Raw genomic sequence first — 17,427 nt, forward strand, 5'->3', positions numbered from 1 at the left:
AGCCAGGATCAAACTCTCCAAAGAATTTGATATAGCTCTTAAATTGACGAAGCTTGCGCTTCATTCAAAAATTGTAAAACTTATTTTTGCCTCATCGTTCAGTTTTCAAAGTTCGTCTGCCGCTCTTGGCGACTCTTAAAATAATACAAGTCATCAACACAGTTGTCAACCACTTTTTTATTTCTTTTCCGCTGCCATCAGCGGCAACGTTTATTACTTTACCGTACACTTCTCATTAACGCAAGGGTTTTTATTAAAGTTTTTCCGAAAAAGTTTTTTATTTATATGTTCTATCCTGTTTAACGGCTTCCTTATGCGTTTCTAGACTGACAAACATAAAAAAGCCAGCTCATACTCACGTATGATCTGGCCCTTCAATTGATTATTGTTGGTGACGCATCGTTGGGAAAAGAAGAACATCGCGGATTGAAGGCGCGTCCGTCAATAACATGACGAGGCGGTCAATCCCGATTCCAAGTCCACCTGTTGGTGGCATACCATATTCAAGTGCCTCAAGGAAATCATTATCGAGTTCATGTGCCTCATCGTTACCCGCTTCTTTTTCAAGCAACTGCGCTTCAAAACGTTCACGTTGGTCGATTGGATCGTTCAACTCTGTAAAAGCGTTCGCATGTTCACGACGAACGATGAATAACTCAAAACGATCTGTGAAACGTGAATCCGTTTCATTCTTCTTCGCCAATGGCGACACTTCAACAGGGTGTCCTGTGACAAATGTCGGTTGAAGCAACGTATCTTCAACTTTTTGCTCGAAGAATTCATTCACGATATGACCAAACGTCATATGATCTTGTACTTCTACACCGTGTTCTTTTGCAAGTGCACGTGCTTCATCATCGGACATTTGTTGCCAGAAGTCGACACCTGTTTCTTCTTTAACGAGGTCGACCATGTGTGCGCGTTTCCAACCGATACCAAGATGGATCGTATCTTCACCGTATTGTACATCCGTTGTACCGAGTACTTCTTTCGCCACGTGTGCGACTAATTCTTCTGTCAAATCCATGATATCGTTGTAATCCGCATACGCCTCATACAATTCGATCATCGTGAATTCAGGGTTGTGTCGCGTAGAGATTCCTTCGTTACGGAAGACACGCCCGATTTCATACACACGCTCTAGTCCACCGACAATCAAACGTTTCAAATGGAGTTCGATTGCGATACGCATGTAAAGTTCCATATCTAATGCATTATGATGCGTTAAGAACGGACGTGCTGCTGCTCCGCCGGCAATCGTGTGTAGCATCGGTGTTTCCACTTCTAGATATCCTTTTTGGTTTAAAAAGTTACGAATCTCTGAAATGATGCGGCTACGCAAAATGAAGGTCTGACGCGAATCTTGATTTGTGATCAAATCGAGATAGCGTTGGCGATAGCGTTGTTCCACATCTTTTAACCCATGATATTTGTCCGGAAGCGGACGAAGCGCCTTCGTTAATAATTCAAACTCTTCTACGTGAATTGAGAGCTCACCCACATTGGTTTTAAAGAGCTTCCCTTTCACACCGACGATGTCACCAAGGTCTGAAGACTTGAACAAGTCAAACGGCTCATCCCCGACATCGTTTTTCCGGACGTAAATTTGAATTTGACCTGTCACATCTTGAATGTGGGCAAAGAATACTTTCCCTTTCCCACGCTTCGTCATGATGCGTCCAGCCAATGTGACTTCTACGTCCTGTTCAGCCAAAGCCTCTTTTTCAATCGATTCATACTGCTCGTGTAATTCACCTGCGTGCGCAGAACGATCAAAGCGGTGACCGAACGGGTCAAGACCGCGCTCACGCATATCGGTCATCTTCTCAAAACGAACCTGCATTTGATCATTCATTTCTAACTCGTGGCTCACTATTCCATTCACTCCTCTATCCATATTGGGTTTCTCTCTAACAAAAAACTGTCGACCCGTTGGCCAACAGCACAGCCGAAGCCGTTCATTCGTTGTGGTGCACTTTTTCGCCAAACAAGCTTACCATAAATTAGTTCTTTTCACTAGTTCACACTTCTGACAGTTGTCGTTCGAGTTGATCGACAAATCCGTAAAGGACCGCCGCGAACGCCTCACGTGATTCTGTTTCATTAATTCGTTTACGGATCGGACCACTGCCCTTGAGTCCTTTCAAATACCAGGCCGCGTGTTGACGCATTTCGCGTACAGCTGTCAGTTCACCTTTAATCGCACTCAATCGATCGAGATGGAGCATACAGATATCGATTTTCTCACGAGCTTGCGGTTCCGGCGGAAGTTCTCCCGTTTCAAGGTACTGGATTGTTTGATAAAGCATCCATGGATTCCCAAGTGCTGCGCGTCCAATCATGACGGCATCCACACCGTACTGGTCAATCACACGTTTCGCGTCCTGCGGGGTCGCGATATCTCCGTTCCCGATAATTGGTACGGTCGCCACTTTCTTCGCCTCGCCAATCCAGTCCCAATTTGCGGTTCCTTCATATTGTTGGGCCCGCGTGCGTCCGTGAATGGCGATGGCCGCCGCCCCACCCGTCTGAGCCGCTTTGACGTTATCCAAAATAAAGATATGATCGTCATCCCAGCCAAGGCGCATTTTCACCGTGACTGGTTTTTCGACTACCTTGGTGACGGCATTGACCATCTCATACACTTTATCCGGGTCGAGTAACCATTTTGCTCCGGCGTCACACTTGGTTACTTTCGGTACGGGACAACCCATGTTGATATCAATGATATCCGCATTTGTGTTTTGATCGACGTATTGTGCGGCTTTGACGAGTGTATCTTTAGAGCCTCCAAAGATTTGTAAACTGAGTGGTTTCTCCCGTTCATCGACATATAGCATACGCATTGTTCGGGTGTTTTCAAGCAAAATCCCTTTATCGCTGACCATCTCCGCACATACGAGTCCCGCTCCGAACTCTTTCGCAATCAAGCGAAAAGCCGGGTTGGTCACGCCTGCCATCGGTGCAAGAACTGCGCGGTTTTTAATATCTATGTTTCCAATCTTAAAGCCAGTCAAGACAACACATCCTTCATTTCACCAAATTCATTAATAACTGCAATCGAACGACATCTTGACGGTCTACTTCCGGTAACGCGTCAAGCCAAGAAGTCACCGTTCTTCCTTTTACAACCAGTTCCGGCGCAATTTCCGTTAACGGGGCGAGCACAAACGCACGCTCATGCATACGTGGGTGCGGAACCGTCAAGTGTTCTGATTGAATATCTTCCCCATTATAAAAGAGGATGTCAAGGTCGATTGTACGTGGTCCGTTCTTAAACAGGCGCTTTCGACCTAGCTCTCGCTCAATTTGTTGAAGGGTTTCTAGCAGTCCGGCCGCTGACTGCGAACTCTCTACCTCGACCACCATATTATAAAACGACGGTTGCTCCGTGTAACCGACAGGAGCCGTCTCATAGACCGATGACTGCTTTGTGACTTTGAGACTCGCTCTCTCCATCTCATCGATTGCAGCAGACAATTGCGCAGCCCGCTCCCCAATGTTCGCTCCTAATGCGATATAAATCATGGTGTCCGTCTCCTTGTCATCTCAATTGCCACCGAGTCGTAATGTCCTGGAATCGGCGGGTCCGGCTTGATGACTTTCACCGTCACACTTTGAATCAACTCATGATGAGCCAAAACAGCTGAAGTAATCCGTTCTCCAAGTGCTTCAAGTAAATTGACCGGATCACCCGTCACAATCTCTTCTGTCAATTGATATAAGCCGGCATAACTGACCCCTTCATTCAAATCATCGGAACGCCCCGCAGGTGCAAGGTCCAGCTCACACATTAAATCCACGTGAAACCTTTGACCGAGACGATTCTCTTCTTCAAACACACCATGATAACCGTAAAAACGCATTCCGTTCACAAAAATTTTATCCATGTCCATCCCCCCCAATCATCGCATCCATCATTTTCGCTGCGCGGGCATTCTCTTTCACATCATGCACTCGTACCCATGAGCATCCCTTCATAATCCCGAGACAGGTTGTCGCAATCGTCCCTTCTACTCGCTCTTCTGTCGGTAAATCGAGCGTGTGCCCGATAAATGATTTACGGGACGTACCGAGTAGCACTGGATAACCAAGACGAGTGATTGCATCGAGATGATTCATGAGTTCTAGATTTTGTGCCACGTCTTTCGCGAATCCGATGCCCGGGTCTAACCAAATGTGTTCATTCCTTACACCTGATGCGTGAGCAATCCTAATCGATTCCTGTAAATCACTGACCACATCCTCAATGAAACGGTTATATTCCCGCTTTTTCCGATTATGCATAAGAATGATGGGCACACCATATTCAACGGCGACACGCGCCATCGATTGGTCTCCCCATTTAGAACCCCACACATCATTGATGATTGTCGCTCCCGCCTCTAATGCCGCTCTCGCCACCGTTGGCTTATACGAATCAATCGAGATGGGCACATCAATCTCTTCTGTTAACCTCTTGATGATTGGGACGACACGTTCAATCTCTTCTTCTTCGGATACGAGTTCAGCGCCCGGTCTCGTCGACTCACCACCGACGTCAATCGCATCGGCACCTTCTTGTACGAGCTGATTCGCGTGACGTACGGCTTCCTCGATTGCCGTATATCGCCCTCCATCCGAAAAGGAGTCCGGGGTCACGTTTAAAATTCCCATGATTTTCGTCATACTTCCGCCTCCTATCCAAGTGAACGAATAAGTTCCGTCCACGCTTCTTTAAATCGCACCCCGTCTTTACCGGGGAAGGAGTGATCTCCGTACTGAGTCACCGGGGCAATTTGTTGAATCGAGTTCGTCATCCAGATTTCTTTCGCTACAGATAATTCTTCAAACGTCACGGATTGTTCGACTACAGAGAAATGTTCCATCACCCATTTCCGCGTCACACCTGCGAGCGGTCCGCTCGAGAGTGGTGTCGTGTATAACACATCATCCGGTCCGACCCAAAAGATGTTCGACACGAGACCTTCCACCACGTGTCCATTTTCGTCAGCAAATAGACCTTCCGCATCCGGATTTTGGAGAGCCCGTTTTCCGAGGATATTGTTCATATAATGATGCGACTTTAATCGAAACGCCGCTTCAGGACGACTTCTCGGGAAAGGGATTGGTTCCACTTGTTTCTCCTGTGGTACAACTTCTGCAGGTAACGGTTTTACGATCATTGTGACGTTCGGTGCTTCATAGCGCCCGGCGTACAGACCGAGGGGCGCGACACCTGCCGACACATTTAACCGAATATATAAATTAGGCGCATCATTTTGCCGACACAGTCGTTGAATCGCTGTCTCAATTTCTGCTTTCGTATACGGAAAATCAATCCATAACGCTTCCATGCTCTTATTCAGACGCTCCCAATGTGCATCGAACAAAAACGGCACAAAATTATAGGTCCGTAACGTTTCAAATAAGCCCATTCCATACAAGAAACCATGATCTTCAACCGGAATCAACACCTTCTCTTGCTCGACTATATCGCCGTTATGCCAATACAACATGACGATACTCCTCGATAAAGTTTCGAATCATCTCTTTCCCATGCTCAGTCAAAATCGCTTCAGGATGATATTGCACCCCTTCGATCGGAAGCGTTCGGTGACGGAGCGCCATGATTTCCCCAGTCTCCGTCTCCGCAGTGACCGCTAGACATTCCGGTAGAGTCGAATGCTCCACGGCCAATGAGTGATAACGGGTCACGATTGTCTGTTGAGGAATGTCTTTGAAAATCGATTTTCCGTCATGTTGAATCTTCGACGTTTTCCCGTGCATGAGTCGCTCCGCATGAACGACTTCACCGCCGAACGCTTGCGCAATCGCTTGGTGACCGAGACAGACACCTAAAATCGGAATACGGCCCGCGAACGCTTGGATTGCCTCTACGCTGATCCCTGCCTCATTCGGAGTACAAGGTCCTGGAGAAATGACAAGATAGCTTGGGGAAAGCGCCTCGATTTCTTGAATCGATACTTCATCGTTTCGATACACGACCAGTTCCTGACCAAGTTCACCGAAATACTGCACCAAGTTATACGTGAATGAGTCATAGTTATCAATCAGTACAATCATGTCGTTTCCTCCGCCATTTGCTTCGCCGTCCATAGCGCCTTCGCTTTGGACAGTGACTCTTCATATTCTGAGACCGGGTCCGAATCGATGACGATTCCCGCTCCTGCTTGAACGTATGCGATTCCATCTTTCACGACCATCGTCCGAATCGTGATATTGAAGACGAGGTCGTCATTCCAACTTAACCAACCATACGAGCCGGTGTAGAGTCCCCGGCGAACCGGTTCGAGTTCTTCAATGATTTCCATCGTTCGAATTTTAGGCGCTCCTGTAATCGTGCCACCTGGGAACATCGCTGCCAACGCTTCGGCTCCAGAAATCTCATCACGAATGGTGCCACGTACGTTCGAAACGATATGTTGCACGTGTGAATATTTTTCAATCACCATCAATTCATCCACATGAACGCTACCGTACGCCGCAACTTTCCCGAGGTCGTTCCGCTCCAAGTCAACGAGCATGACATGTTCTGCTCGCTCCTTTTCATTTTCAAGTAGCGTGTTCGCCAATTCCAAATCTTCCGCATCATCTTTCCCACGCGGACGCGTACCCGCGATCGGACGCGTCGAAATGTCAGATTGGTGTTTCTCAAGCAACAACTCTGGTGACGCGGAGACCATTGTCAATGCGTCGTCCACAAAATACCCCATGTATGGAGAGGGATTCATTCGACGGAGAGTATCGTACACCCGACGTGGGTCAGCGAGAAGCGGTTCTGATTGACGAACACTCAAGTTCACTTGAAACACATCACCTTCCACGATATATGACTGAATCTGTTTGACAGCTTCGACGAACTCCTCCTGAGACATGGAGCGCGATCGCTCTACAGGGAGATGTTCCGTCGGTTTGAACGCATAATGCGACTCGACGTTCCACATGGCTGCCCACCGTTCCACTTTGCGCTCCACATCACGTTCTGCTGTGACCATTAAGTAAAGGGTCGACGACTCTTCGTCGAACACAGCCACTTCGTCAAATAGAAGAAACGAGACGTCTGGCGTCGATAAATCATCTGCCGCTTGGTTAGGGAGACGTTCAATCGTCCGAGCCACATCATAACTGACATAACCGATCATACCACCGAAAAATGGAGGGGTCCCTTCTGGACGTTCAGCCTCAAACCGCTTCCGAACTTCACTGGCCAATTCGAGCGGTTCCCCGTACATCGTTTCAGTCCTATTTCCGATTTGAAGGAGACCGACGCCGTCTTTTACATAGAAGCGACCGAACGGTTCAATTCCTGCAATCGTATACCGCCCTGCCCTCCCGCTTTCTAGCCATGCATGGTACGGCTGATCTGCTGTCAACGTCATGTATGTTTCATACATTTTTTCTTTCGTCATCCGCTTCGTTCTGAACGCTGTCGATCTCACATGTCATTCCTCCGTCTATTCATTCATGCTTTTTATTGTACACAAGAAAAGACAGCAACCGAAAGAGAATGTCTCTCGATTACTGCCTAAAATGTTATACCCGACTCTCGTTCGACTCTTCATCAAATTGATAGAGTGGTGTACTCAAGTAACGTTCTCCGTTTGACGGGATGATCGCCAACACGTTCTTCCCTTTACCGAGACGCTTCGCTGTATCAAGCGCCGCCGCAATCGCGGCCCCTGAAGAAATACCTCCGAGCACACCATTTGTGCGCGCTGCTTGGCGAGCATATTCAAACGCTTGTTCTGTCGTGATTTGAAGAACACCCTCGTAAATTTCTGTATCGAGAATGGATGGGACGAACCCGGCACCAATTCCTTGAATTTTGTGAGGACCCGGCTTCCCACCAGACAAGACTGGTGAATCAATCGGTTCAACTGCCAAAATCTTCACATCTGGATATTTCGCCTTCACGACTTTTCCTGCTCCGGTAATCGTACCACCAGTACCGACTCCTGCGATAAGTGCGTCCACCGTAAGTCCCGTTTCTTCGAACGCTTCCACAATCTCAGGTCCCGTCGTCATTTCATGAACGTTCGGGTTGGCCGCGTTATTGAATTGTTGCGGGAGGAAGTAGCCGTGCTTCTCAGCTTCTTCAGTGGCACGACGAATCGCCCCGCCCATCCCTTCAGAACCTGGTGTCAAGATGAGTTCGGCTCCATATCCACGAAGAAGATTACGACGCTCCATGCTCATCGTCTCAGGCATGACGAGGACGGCTTTGTATCCTTTCGCGGCACTGACCATCGCGAGACCGATTCCCGTGTTTCCGCTCGTTGGCTCGATGATTGTATCACCAGGATTCAAGATGCCGTCTTTTTCAGCCGCTTCAATCATCGCGAGTGCGATCCGGTCTTTGACGCTTGATCCCGGGTTCATATATTCAAGCTTCAGATACACATCGGCATCCTCTGGTCCAGTCATTCCGTTCAATTTCACAATCGGGGTCTTTCCAATCAAGTCTGTCACTGAGTTTACGATTCGCATTACATTTCCTCCTTCATAATTCCGACTATTCCGATATTGTTATCATACCCTATCGAATTGAAAATATGCAATTTGGAACGTTGCTTACGCTTGTGCTTGCTCTTTCATCGTCTCTAATTGTTCCGCTGAGAAATGATACTTTTCCCCACAGAAATGGCAAACCGCTTCGGCTCCACCATCTTCTTCAATCATCTGACGAATCTCTTCTTTTCCGAGACCGATAATGGCGTTTTCCATTCGTTCGCGACTACATGTGCAGTTGAATTGAATCGGATTACGGTCGAGGACATCGAGACTATCGCCAAGTAGTAATTGAAGCATCTCCTCTGGTGTCTTTTCTTCACCAATCAAGACAGATACGGGCGGGAACGTCTGAAGTGCTTTTTCGAGCGCCTGCACCGTTTCTTCAGAAGCGTTCGGAAGCAATTGTACGATCACACCGCCTGCCGCAAGAATCGATTCGTCTTCCGGTAAGACGAGAACACCGGCTCCAACGACCGATGGCACTTGTTCTGATGTTGCGAAGTAGTACGTGAAGTCTTCACTGATTTCACCTGTTTGAATCTCTGAAGAACCACCAACATAATCTTTCAACCCTAAATCTTTAATGACTGAGATGGTTCCTTTTCCGACGACTTCGCCTACTTTCAACTTCGTCAATCCTTGTTCGTTGACGAACGTTCCACCATCGACACGCGGATACGATACATATCCACGGACATCCCCCGCTGTATCTGCATCCACGATAATTTTCCCGATTGGACCATCACCTTCGACTTTAAGCGTGACGCGTGCCGCACCTTTTTGCATCGCACCAATCATCGAGCCAATTGTCATCGTCCGTCCGAGGGCTGCTGAAGCAACTGGTGTCGTCTGATGACGAAGTTGTGTTTCGTACACTGTCTTTGTCGTACGTGCTGCAAACGCTCGTACTTCTCCGTTGAACCCGAGAGCTCGAACGAGATAATCGTCTTTCATTTGATCGAGTAATGCTTGTTGTTCTGTATGAATCATATACTTTAACTCCTTTAGTTTACTTTTGATTGCGCTCGTAAATGAGGCGGAGGCCTTCGAGTGTCAGGAACGAATCCACATGATCAATCGTTTCTGCATGTTCACTGATCAATCGTGCCAATCCTCCAGTCGCAATGACAGTCGCTTCACCAACTTCACGCTTCATTCGATTCACGATACCGTCCACTTGAGCCACGTAACCATAATACGTTCCGGATTGCATCGCTTGAATCGTATTTTTCCCAACGACCGATGGCGGGGTTGCCAGTTCAATTCGTGGTAGTTTCGCAGCACGCTGATAGAGTGCCTCTACTGAAATCATGATACCTGGTGAGATGATGCCGCCGTGGTAGCGACGTTTCTCATCGATGTAACAATACGTGGTTGCCGTTCCAAAATCAACAATTATGAGCGGACCGTCATACTTGGCGATTCCAGCCACAGCGTTGACAATTCGATCGGCTCCAACTTCGCGTGGATTCTCAACGTGAATGTCTAATCCCGTCTTCACACCTGGACCGACAACGATCGGTCGTACATTGAAGTATCGCTGTGACATTTGTTCAAGTGGAAAAATGACCGGGGGCACGACAGAGGATAAGATGACACCTTCAACCTGCTCAAACGAGACGTTCGATTGGTCGAATAGCGACTTTACAAGCATGCCGTACTCATCAGTTGTTTTCGTACGATCGGTCGAGATGCGCCAGTGGTGTACGAGATTAACTTCATCGTACATCCCGAGAACAATATTTGTATTTCCAACATCAATCACTAAAATCATGATATAGTTCCTCACTTTGTTGTCAATTGCAGTTCGCTCGAATTATAACATGAAAAAAGACGAATGCCTCGTCAAGGGCATTCGTCTACTGATTAACGTGATTCGTTATTCGGACGCTCCGTCGGTGTCGCCTCGGGCTTATCGCCTTCAGGCACAACATCCGGTTGGCTTTCTTGAACAGCTTCGGGTTGATCGATGACTTGACCGTGCTGAACGGCTGCCTCATCTTTCTTCGCTGCTTCATCTGAGTCCGTTGATGCATCCACGTCTTCTTCCGGTTCATGCGGGAGATATTCGCGTGTTTTAATCAAATGACGAATCTGTTTCGAATCGAGCGTTTCCACATCAAGCAACGTCTTCGCAACGAGTTCGAGATCTTCACGACGTTCTGTCAAAATCTGCTTCGCTTTCGCATAGCAGTGGTTGATGATGTCACGAATCTCTAAGTCGATTTCTTGTGCGATTGCATCTGAATAATTCTGTTCCGTCTGGAAATCGCGACCAAGGAAGACTTGTCCACCGTGGTTCGAACCGAGTTGGAGTGGTCCGAGCTTATCGCTCATCCCATAATCCATGACCATCTTACGTGCAATACCAGTAGCACGCTGGAAGTCGTTGCTCGCTCCAGTCGACACTTCACCAAAGATGACATCTTCGGCGACACGTCCACCAAGGAGACCGACAATCTTATCTTCGAGCTCAGGTTTTGTCATGAAGTAACGGTCCTCTTTCGGGAGCATGACGACATATCCTCCCGCGTTTCCACGTGGGACAATCGTCACTTTGTGTACTTCATCCGCATTCTCAAGTTCGAGACCGATGATTGTGTGACCCGCTTCGTGATAAGCGACAATCTTGCGTTCTTTATCCGAAATGATTCGGCTTTTCTTCGAAGGACCGGCGATGACGCGGTCAATCGCTTCTTCCACGTCGACAACCGATACCGCTGCGCGGTTCGAACGTGCCGCAACGAGTGCCGCTTCGTTCAAGAGGTTCTCTAAGTCCGCTCCAGAGAATCCTGGTGTACGCTGTGCGATTGATTTTAAGTCCACTGTCGAATCAAGTGGCTTGTTACGCGCATGAACTTTCAATACTTCTTCCCGTCCCTTTACATCAGGACGATCGACCGTGATTTGACGGTCAAAACGACCTGGACGAAGGAGGGCAGGGTCAAGAATATCCGGACGGTTTGTCGCCGCAACCATGATAATCCCTTCGTTGTCGCTGAATCCATCCATCTCAACGAGCAATTGGTTCAATGTTTGTTCACGCTCATCGTGTCCACCACCTAGTCCGGCACCACGTTGGCGTCCGACCGCATCGATTTCATCGATAAAGATGATACACGGAGCATTCTTCTTGGCGTTTTCGAACAAGTCACGAACACGTGACGCACCGACCCCGACGAACATCTCAACGAAGTCCGAACCTGAGATCGAGAAGAATGGTACACCCGCTTCACCAGCTACCGCACGGGCCAATAGTGTTTTACCTGTCCCCGGAGGACCAACGAGTAACACACCTTTTGGAATACGTGCACCGAGTTTTGAGAATTTACGAGGATCTTTCAAGAATTCAACGACTTCGATGAGTTCTTGCTTCTCTTCGTCTGCTCCGGCCACATCTTCAAATGTGACACGACGCTTCTCTTGGTCGTATAATTTGGCCTTCGATTTCCCGAAGTTCATCACACGACCACCACCGCCACCACCTTGCGCTTGGTTCAACAAGAAGAAGAACAAGATGAAGATGATGATAAACGGTAAAATCGCAAAGATGATACTGAACCAACTACTGTTCGATTCAGCTTCCTCGATTTGAATATCCGTATTCGCTCGAAGCTGTGTTAATACATCTGCATACTCAGCTTCGTTCGCTGGAATATTTGTTTCATAACGCTGGTCTTCATCTCCTGTAAGATCGCCTGTAATCGAGATAGCCCCCGGGATTTCTTGTACGGTTGCCGTCTCAATCCGATCATCTTCCACATATTCTAGGAATTTCGAATACGAGAGTGTTTCACTCTGACTATTCGGATTCTGCAAATATTGAAGGAACAAGATCAAGGCTAGGAAAATCACACCAAAAACCAATGTGTTTTTCACTGCACGATTCATTCTCTGCCTCCTATTCCGAGAAACGATGTTCTCGCCCATTCAGTATATGCCTATACTTTGGGGATTTCTTTTATCTTACCACGTCACATTTTCAAAAGAAAAATGTTAGCCCCCGTAAACGCTCGGTTTGAGCACACCGACGTAAGGAAGATTACGATATTTCTCTTCATAATCCAAACCGTAGCCAACGACAAATTCGTGTGGGATAACGAAGCCGCTATAGTCTGCTGATAAACCATTTTTACGCCCTGTCGGTTTGTCGAGAAGCGTGACAATCTTCACAGATTTCGCTTTACGGTATTTAAGAAGATCGACGAGATAACCAAGCGTCAATCCACTATCAATAATATCTTCTACAATCAAGATGTCGCGTCCTTCTACAGATGTATTTAAATCTTTGTCGATTTTAACCTCACCTGTTGACGATGTGCCACCATGATACGTCGATACGTCCATGAAATCCATCTCTAAGTGGATGTCCATTTCTTTAACGAGGTCCGACATGAACGGCATCGCGCCTTTCAATACACATACGAGAAGCGGGAACTCTTCTTTATAATCTTCGCTAAGTGTTCCGGCAAGTTCTTGTACCTTTTCTTGAATCTCTTCACGCGAGATTAAAATTTTTTCCATATCGTTGATTAATGACATCTTGAAATCCTCCTCTTTCTGTTTCGACACAATCATCATTTTACCATTAATCGTAGACAATTCGCATCTAATCGTAGACAATTCGCATCCGACTTGTCTAGAAAATCCGAAACTCTTACACCAATAATCGCGAGAATCCGTCCAGAAGCGTCTTCAAGCAGTGGCAGCATCGGACGAATGGATCGATCAATTTTTTCATCAATTAAAATTCGAGCCACTTTTTTTGTCCCTACGGTTAAACGCATCCGATCACCCGGTTTAATTGTACGAATTGTGAGCGGATATGTGATTTCATGTAATGGGATGCCCTCTTCCCCCTCCTCGATAGACAGGGAGATTGTCCGCTCTCCGAATTGAACCACAGTCGGTAGCGTTTCAACTTGAATCGGATGGAGCGGATAGATGTTTAAACGTTGTACAAGATTAAGTACCCTATTCCGCTTGGTCATGAACCATTCCCCCTGGAGATGATAAATGCCTGTATCCTTTTGACTCATCAATAGTTTCTCGATCGCCTCAGTCACATTTACCTCGTAACGAGCGGACAACAACCGACCGACCGTGTACCGTTCGAGCGATGACAAACGTTCAACGTGATCAAGTTTCACATGAAACGCTTTCATTTCGAGTTCTACATATGCCTCCACCCACCGTTCGCACGATTGGTACCGTCTATCCCAGTCGGCACGGGCCAATTTTGCCGCTTCGCTGACTTCTTTCACAACCGATGGCCACGTCTGTTTCAGTTTCGGCACGATCTCATGGCGAATGAGATTCCTTAAGTAGGTGCGTTCTTGGTTTGTTGCGTCTTCGCGCCACTCTAATTCGTTCTGTCGGGCATACTCAATCAGTTGAGCTTTCGACTCATATAACAACGGACGGATGAGTCTCCCGTTACCAAATTTCCGGATTTCGGGAATCCCTTTCACTTCAATCACGTTTCGATGAAGTTGAATGAGCACCGTTTCTAACTCATCGTCCGCATGATGTGCCGTTGCCAATGTGTCATATCCATATTCACTCATGACGTCTTCAAAGAATTGATATCGGGCCTCTCGATATCGCTCTTGTGATTTTCCTTTTTGAAAATCAAGACGCTTCCCATGAAACGGGATTTGATAGGATGCCGCTATATTTGCGACGAACGTATACTCTTCATCTGATGCTTCTCGTAGACCATGATGGATATGAGCCACCGCTACGTTCCATCCTTGTTTGACAAGGCGGTCTAAAAGGACAATCGAATCCACACCGCCAGACACAGCGACGAGCACCTTTTTCATGAATTCCCTCCTTAGGTATAACAAAAGAAGCCATCTCGTTTGAGATGGCTTCTTTTCGCTTAGGCTAAGTGACCCGTACGGGATTCGAACCCGTGTTACCGCCGTGAAAGGGCGGTGTCTTAACCGCTTGACCAACGGGCCTAAATAAAATGGTAGCGGCGGAGGGAGTCGAACCCACGACCTCACGGGTATGAACCGTACGCTCTAGCCAGCTGAGCTACACCGCCATGTTATTGTTGTGTCCTAAGCACATTTTCTATAATAACCAGTCATCATTCGAGTGTCAATTCTTTTTTATATTTTTTTAATAAAAAAATCGTGTATAGCGTCGTCTTCCCCACTATACACGATTTTATAACGTTTTTACATCATGCTTCTGATGCGATTGGGCGATATTTTTTCTTCCATGCGATTCGGAAGTACGCCCACAGCAATGCAAAGCATCCGGCAGCCACAAACGTTAAATAGATGGTAGCTGTCTGCAAGTACTGTGCACCGTCTGCCGATAGAATTTCTTTATACCCAGCAACCGTATATGTCATTGGAAGCAGTGCATTGAACGGTTGTAACGCTCTTGGAATCAATTCGAGCGGGAACGTTCCCGCAGACGTCGTCAATTGCAAAATCAACAAGACGATTGCCACAAAACGCCCCGGATTTCCGAGCGTTGTCACGAGCAACTGCACGATAAAGAGGAACGTGATGCTCGTCAACCAGCTGAAACCGAAGAATTTCAACGGCTCGCTCACTTCAAGACCGAGTAGTTGCACCATTGCCACATCGAGAATCAAGGCCTGAAGGAATCCGACGACAACGAGAACGCCAGACTTCGACATCACCCATGACAGACTCCGTTTTGGACGCCCCACTGGATCGTACAATGGATAGACGATCGAGAGAAGGAGTGCCCCGACAAAGAGTCCAAGTGACATGAAGTACGGAGCGAATCCTGTACCGTAGTTCGGCACTTCGTGAATCGAGTTGTCGACGAGCGCAACCGGACCTGCCATCATCTCCACATTATTGTCAGTTAACCCGATATCTGCATCTTCCGCGCCTTTTAGTAAGGCGTCACGAAGTTCATCGCTACCGGATGCAAGGTCTGTCATCCCATCGGCGAGTTCACCGCTACCGGATTGAAGTTCTTGTCCACCGTCTGCTAACTGACTCGCGCCATTCGCTAGCTCACTTGTTCCGGCACCAGCATCCTGCGCACCGTCTGCAAGCTCACGACTACCAGATTGAAGTTTTTGACCGCCATCAGCTAACTGATTCGCGCCGTTGGCTAACTCACTTGTTCCGGCACTAGCGCTCTTTGCACCATCCGCAAGCTTCACACTTCCCTCAGAGAGTTGTCCAGTCGCGGCTACGAGCTTATCACTGCCTGTTACGAGTTCATTCGTCCCATCTTGAAGTTGCGTCGCACCTTGATTGAGTTTCGAACTGGCTGCCACAAGCTCTTGTGAGCGACCGGCCGCTGTTTGCGTGCCTTGCTCGATTTGACTAGAGCCACTGGCTAATGCTTTAGCGCCTTCGACCAATTTTGTTTGACCTGTGCTTAATTCAGAAAGTCCTGACGAAAGTTCTCCAGCACCTGCCTCTGCTTGCTCTAGACCAGCAGCTAATGAGGTTTGTCCATCCTTCACTTTCGTCGCACCAGCAGCTAATTGATCAAAACCTGCCGCCGTTTCTTGTTTTCCATCGCTTAGTTGCGCAGCGATGGCTTGAAGCATTTCAGGTGACGCGGATTGACCCGATTCGGCGAGTGCCGTCAGTTGTCCAATCAACTCATCTTGCTTCGCGGTCAACTCAGATTTCATTTGTCCGATTCCATTGACCAATTCCGTTTGACCCACGACAAGTGCCGCGTTACCGTCTTTCGCGGTGGTCAATGCACCCGCAAGTTGATTTGCGCCGTCATTTAATGCGGACGCACCCTCTTTCGAGCGTTCAATTCCTGCAGAAAGGTCTTGAACGCCTTGGTTCAACGTTTTTGCACCTGTATGCAGTTCATCTAGTTTTGATGCAAAAGTTTCTGTGCCTTCAACGAGTTGACTCGTTCCGTCTTGTAACGCGGAGGCACCATCGCTGACACGATGTACACCATCTGAAAGAGAGGCTGAGCCTTCATGAACTTGTTGACTCCCATCTGCAAGTTCAGAGGAACCATCAACCAGTTGAGTCACGCCATCATTTAATTGACTTGCTCCATCTGCGAGTTCACGCTGTTTCGAAGCGAGTAGTTTTGTTCCATCTGCTAGCTCAGAGGAACCATCGGCCAACTGGGCAATCCCATCATTTAACTGACTTGCTCCATCTGCTAGCTCACGTTGTTTCGAAGCAAGTAACTCCGTCCCATCCGCCAATTTGACGGCACCGTCTTTAGCTGTTTTTGAGCCTTCTGCAAGTTTTGTTGCACCGTCTGCCGCTTCACCAAGTCCGTCAGCTACATCATTCAGCCCATCTTTCAACGCACTGACGTACTGTTTCGATACCTCGGTCGAAAGCTCCGCTTTTACTTGCTCCATCGCGGAACCACCGATTTGCGCAGCTAAGAAATTATACGATTCATTCGCAATATACTTCAATTCAAGTTGCTCTGGATCCTCATCCAAAGCTGTCGTTGCTTTTTCCGAAAAGTCTTCCGGAATCTCAATCGCCATATAGTAATCATGGTCTTCCAATCCAGATTCCGCTTCTTTTTCGGTCGTCTCGACAAACTCGAACGCTTCCGACTTCAATAACTTGTCAATGAGATCGTCCCCAATCTCAAGCGACTCCCCTTCAAACGTTGCCCCTTTGTCTTCATTGACGATGGCGACCGGCAAATCTTTCATCTGTCCGTAAGGATCCCAGAAAGCCCATAAAAACATACCGGCATACATTAGCGGTACGAGTGCGACTGCGAGAATCGGAACCAACACACGTGGGTTCTTAAAGATACTCCGCCACTCCGCCGTCCACAGTTTCCATCCATTCATTTTTCTCTCCACCTTCACTTATAAAACATAACTATTTTTTCATGTTCCCTATTTTGCTCCCTTCCTCGAAAAAAAGCAACTATTTTAGTTATTTTTCATAATTTTTT

15 protein-coding genes and 2 tRNA genes are annotated in these 17,427 nt (G+C 47.5%); all 17 read right to left on the reverse strand.

Annotation, left to right across the window (positions count from 1 at the left end):
* Positions 1-382 precede the first annotated feature (382 nt).
* A complete protein-coding gene (gene lysS, locus KNO95_RS13940) occupies positions 383-1,873 on the reverse strand; it encodes a lysine--tRNA ligase (RefSeq protein ID WP_026824802.1) in 1,491 nt (496 codons plus the stop codon).
* 148 nt (positions 1,874-2,021) lie between these two features.
* Complete coding sequence (gene dusB, locus KNO95_RS13945) at positions 2,022-2,960, reverse strand: tRNA dihydrouridine synthase DusB (protein WP_051546003.1); 939 nt, start codon at positions 2,958-2,960, stop codon at positions 2,022-2,024.
* 70 nt (positions 2,961-3,030) lie between these two features.
* Complete coding sequence (gene folK / locus KNO95_RS13950) at positions 3,031-3,528, reverse strand: 2-amino-4-hydroxy-6-hydroxymethyldihydropteridine diphosphokinase (RefSeq protein ID WP_026824800.1); 498 nt, start codon at positions 3,526-3,528, stop codon at positions 3,031-3,033.
* Entirely contained in the window at positions 3,525-3,890 is a 366-nt protein-coding gene (gene folB / locus KNO95_RS13955; RefSeq protein ID WP_026824799.1) for a dihydroneopterin aldolase, read from the reverse strand. The genes folK and folB overlap by 4 nt, the downstream gene beginning before the upstream one ends.
* Positions 3,883-4,668, reverse strand: a complete 786-nt coding sequence (gene folP, locus KNO95_RS13960) for a dihydropteroate synthase (protein WP_214704527.1) — start codon at positions 4,666-4,668, stop codon at positions 3,883-3,885. Before folP ends, folB begins: the two co-directional genes overlap by 8 nt.
* Before the next feature lie 11 nt (positions 4,669-4,679).
* Positions 4,680-5,498, reverse strand: a complete 819-nt coding sequence (locus KNO95_RS13965) for an aminotransferase class IV (protein ID WP_214704525.1) — start codon at positions 5,496-5,498, stop codon at positions 4,680-4,682.
* Positions 5,482-6,066, reverse strand: a complete 585-nt coding sequence (gene pabA / locus KNO95_RS13970) for an aminodeoxychorismate/anthranilate synthase component II (RefSeq protein WP_214879409.1) — start codon at positions 6,064-6,066, stop codon at positions 5,482-5,484. Before pabA ends, KNO95_RS13965 begins: the two co-directional genes overlap by 17 nt.
* Positions 6,063-7,442: an anthranilate synthase component I family protein gene (locus KNO95_RS13975; protein ID WP_353048133.1), complete on the reverse strand. Its 1,380-nt coding sequence runs from the start codon at positions 7,440-7,442 to the stop codon at positions 6,063-6,065. Before KNO95_RS13975 ends, pabA begins: the two co-directional genes overlap by 4 nt.
* A 94-nt stretch (positions 7,443-7,536) precedes the next feature.
* Positions 7,537-8,490, reverse strand: coding sequence for a cysteine synthase A (gene cysK / locus KNO95_RS13980; RefSeq protein WP_214701496.1), 954 nt, complete (start codon positions 8,488-8,490; stop codon positions 7,537-7,539).
* Between the two features lie 84 nt (positions 8,491-8,574).
* Positions 8,575-9,504 carry an Hsp33 family molecular chaperone HslO gene (hslO, locus tag KNO95_RS13985; protein ID WP_051545931.1) on the reverse strand — a complete coding sequence of 310 codons (930 nt, stop codon included), beginning with the start codon at positions 9,502-9,504 and terminating at the stop codon, positions 8,575-8,577.
* Between the two features lie 19 nt (positions 9,505-9,523).
* Entirely contained in the window at positions 9,524-10,288 is a 765-nt protein-coding gene (locus KNO95_RS13990) for a type III pantothenate kinase (RefSeq protein ID WP_214879412.1), read from the reverse strand.
* A 92-nt stretch (positions 10,289-10,380) separates the two neighbouring features.
* A complete protein-coding gene (gene ftsH / locus KNO95_RS13995; protein WP_214704522.1) occupies positions 10,381-12,405 on the reverse strand; it encodes an ATP-dependent zinc metalloprotease FtsH in 2,025 nt (674 codons plus the stop codon).
* 105 nt (positions 12,406-12,510) lie between these two features.
* Positions 12,511-13,056 (reverse strand): hypoxanthine phosphoribosyltransferase, encoded by a 546-nt coding sequence (gene hpt, locus KNO95_RS14000; RefSeq protein ID WP_026824790.1) that lies wholly within the window; start codon positions 13,054-13,056, stop codon positions 12,511-12,513.
* Between the two features lie 35 nt (positions 13,057-13,091).
* On the reverse strand, positions 13,092-14,339 hold the full coding sequence (tilS, locus tag KNO95_RS14005) for a tRNA lysidine(34) synthetase TilS (RefSeq protein ID WP_214879415.1): 1,248 nt from the start codon (positions 14,337-14,339) through the stop codon (positions 13,092-13,094).
* A 69-nt stretch (positions 14,340-14,408) separates the two neighbouring features.
* Positions 14,409-14,480 (reverse strand) — tRNA-Glu (locus KNO95_RS14010).
* Positions 14,481-14,489: 9 nt separating this feature from the next.
* Positions 14,490-14,566 (reverse strand) — tRNA-Met (locus tag KNO95_RS14015).
* Between the two features lie 141 nt (positions 14,567-14,707).
* Positions 14,708-17,320 (reverse strand): YhgE/Pip domain-containing protein, encoded by a 2,613-nt coding sequence (locus KNO95_RS14020; RefSeq protein ID WP_214879418.1) that lies wholly within the window; start codon positions 17,318-17,320, stop codon positions 14,708-14,710.
* Positions 17,321-17,427 lie beyond the last annotated feature (107 nt).

The sequence above is a fragment of the Exiguobacterium sp. ERU653 genome, from assembly GCF_018617775.1.
GTDB lineage: Bacteria > Bacillota > Bacilli > Exiguobacteriales > Exiguobacteriaceae > Exiguobacterium > Exiguobacterium marinum.

Bases quoted from the DNA above. Each gene is read 5' to 3' on its own strand.
- dusB (WP_051546003.1), bottom strand. From the start codon at position 2,960: ATGGCAGGCGTGACCAACCCGGCTTTTCGCTTGATTGCGAAAGAGTTC.
- folK (WP_026824800.1), bottom strand. From the start codon at position 3,528: ATGATTTATATCGCATTAGGAGCGAACATTGGGGAGCGGGCTGCGCAA.
- folB (WP_026824799.1), bottom strand. From the start codon at position 3,890: ATGGATAAAATTTTTGTGAACGGAATGCGTTTTTACGGTTATCATGGT.
- folP (WP_214704527.1), bottom strand. From the start codon at position 4,668: ATGACGAAAATCATGGGAATTTTAAACGTGACCCCGGACTCCTTTTCG.
- KNO95_RS13965 (WP_214704525.1), bottom strand. From the start codon at position 5,498: ATGTTGTATTGGCATAACGGCGATATAGTCGAGCAAGAGAAGGTGTTG.
- pabA (WP_214879409.1), bottom strand. From the start codon at position 6,066: ATGATTGTACTGATTGATAACTATGACTCATTCACGTATAACTTGGTG.
- cysK (WP_214701496.1), bottom strand. From the start codon at position 8,490: ATGCGAATCGTAAACTCAGTGACAGACTTGATTGGAAAGACCCCGATT.
- hslO (WP_051545931.1), bottom strand. From the start codon at position 9,504: ATGATTCATACAGAACAACAAGCATTACTCGATCAAATGAAAGACGAT.
- KNO95_RS13990 (WP_214879412.1), bottom strand. From the start codon at position 10,288: ATGATTTTAGTGATTGATGTTGGAAATACAAATATTGTTCTCGGGATG.
- ftsH (WP_214704522.1), bottom strand. From the start codon at position 12,405: ATGAATCGTGCAGTGAAAAACACATTGGTTTTTGGTGTGATTTTCCTA.
- hpt (WP_026824790.1), bottom strand. From the start codon at position 13,056: ATGTCATTAATCAACGATATGGAAAAAATTTTAATCTCGCGTGAAGAG.
- tilS (WP_214879415.1), bottom strand. From the start codon at position 14,339: ATGAAAAAGGTGCTCGTCGCTGTGTCTGGCGGTGTGGATTCGATTGTC.
- KNO95_RS14020 (WP_214879418.1), bottom strand. From the start codon at position 17,320: ATGAATGGATGGAAACTGTGGACGGCGGAGTGGCGGAGTATCTTTAAG.